The sequence below is a fragment of the Brucella sp. LJL56 genome (genome assembly GCF_054871705.1).
This window is the reverse complement of record NZ_JBTXLQ010000021.1, coordinates 1-1,823: the sequence shown is the minus strand read 5'-3', so window position 1 is coordinate 1,823 and position 1,823 is coordinate 1. Positions and strand designations below refer to the sequence as shown.

The window sequence follows — 1,823 nt, the reverse complement described above, 5'->3', positions numbered from 1 at the left end:
GTAAGCGGGGCAGATCCGGTGGCAGTGCTGACAAAGTTGGCAGTTTGGCGGACTGTGCGCTGACTGGAAAATAGCCGGAGCGCTCAAGAGCGTGCTGCGACAAGGGAGGCGAGCTTTGGTATAAGATGATCTTCATCACCGATTTCCAGCCGATCACCGAGATAGTGCCAGAACGACAGGCCGAGTTTCTGGCAGGTCTTCATCAGACCGAGCATGCTGTCACGCGCCTGACGACCGTTTCGACTGACCGTGCCACCAGAGATCTTTCGCTTGATGACAAAGCCGCGCAAATCTCTTTCCGACGCATTGGTGTGCAATGGGATTTCGGGCCGCTCAAGAACCCGCAGCAATTCTGCCTTGCGTCGTTTCAGACGCGACAAGAGTTTGTCGAGATCGCTATAGCCGGTGTGGATGGAAAAGATCCGGTCGAACCTTGCCTCAAGGGCCTGGGCTGCACGACGGCTGGGACTTCGGGAAAAGTCTTTCAGAAGCTTGTAAAAGAGCCAGATGAGCTCGCGCAACGTTTCGACATGCGCTACCTGCTGCGGCGTTGCCGGCATCAGCTTGTGCAACAGCCGTTCTGCATGGACCCAACACAGCGCATGCGTGCCGACACGAAACTGTCCAGCATCATCGGAGACAATGACAGCATTGCCAAGCAACCCGTGATGGCGGATAGCGCCCCAGATGCCTGCCTCCGCAAATGGACGAATAACGGCCTTGTCGAAGATGTCGATCCCCTTGGCAGCCAGATATGTGAGAAACGGAACCTGGTTAGGAAACCGTCGTGGCTCAGATGTTCTCAAGCGCGTCAGAAGGGCGGGATCCACCCGGCGGTCTTCGAGAAAGGCGAAGGCAGCATTGTTGAGGACATAGTCCTGATAATTGCCGCGCAGCAGGGCCAGAAAGTTCAGCCGCGACTTCGACGGCGCCGTGCGAAAGGCGGTAAAATACTCGCCTCCTATCTGGGTGGTATGGAAATTGCGCCTGGCATGGCGAGCACCTGTGTCATCGACCGTGACAAAGGGGGCCGAGACCAGGCCAGCATGCAGCACCGCGGCATCCTCGGCATGAAAGCCGTCCAGTCGCTGTGTCAAAAAGCGGATGACCTGACGTTTGGAAATCTCGACGCCAATTTCGTTGAGCAGAGTCGTCAGCCGCTGTGTTGTGACCTGCCCATGGCTGTGAAGCATCAGACAGAAGCGCCGCAGATTGGCGCCGTAGCCACTCTGTATTCCTGCAGGCAGAGGTGCGACGATCGTGCGGCCATCGGGCGCTATCCAGCATTCACGACGATAGCGCACCACGTCGGCCCGCATGACCAGATCCCGCACCACGCAATCTTTATAGCCCTTGAAGCGCGATCCGGGCGGTGCGCTTGCAGGCAAAAACTCTTCACGCGTGATGTTATCCGTGTCGCCTTTCGGTCCGCGCCGCCGCACAGGTGTTTCTTTGCCTGCAACCGTTTTTTCACTGGTCGTCTTTTCCATACCCGAGGGTCTGAACGGCGGGCGAGGCGGCAGATTTTTAAGCCGCGCAATCTCATCGCGCAGAAGCTGGTTATCGACCTTCAGTCGAGCGTTTTCAATCCTGAGCTGGTCGTTCTCGTCACGAAGCTTCCGGTTTTCGGCCTCGAGCTTCTCGATCCGGATGTCGGACCGATCCGCCCGCTCCGCCAAGCCGGTCACCAAATCCCGCAGCGCTTTCAGCGACAACGTATCTGCATGCTCGACCGTGGGAAGGCGCCGCTTCGTCATAAAGGGAGTGAATCATGATTTACGGAAAACGGGAATCCCTCTTGCCACCAAATCTGCTCCAGTTAC

At 57.4% G+C, this 1,823-nt stretch carries 1 protein-coding gene; it reads right to left on the bottom strand.

What is annotated here, in order from left to right:
- Nucleotides 1-83: 83 nt before the first annotated feature.
- Nucleotides 84-1,757 (bottom strand): IS66 family transposase, encoded by a 1,674-nt coding sequence (locus ACYSN1_RS21805; RefSeq protein WP_461727575.1) that lies wholly within the window; start codon nucleotides 1,755-1,757, stop codon nucleotides 84-86.
- Nucleotides 1,758-1,823: the final 66 nt, after the last annotated feature.

What these genes read in the sequence shown, in the direction of transcription:
- ACYSN1_RS21805 (WP_461727575.1), bottom strand. Translation starts at nt 1,757, where the DNA reads ATGACGAAGCGGCGCCTTCCCACGGTCGAGCATGCAGATACGTTGTCG.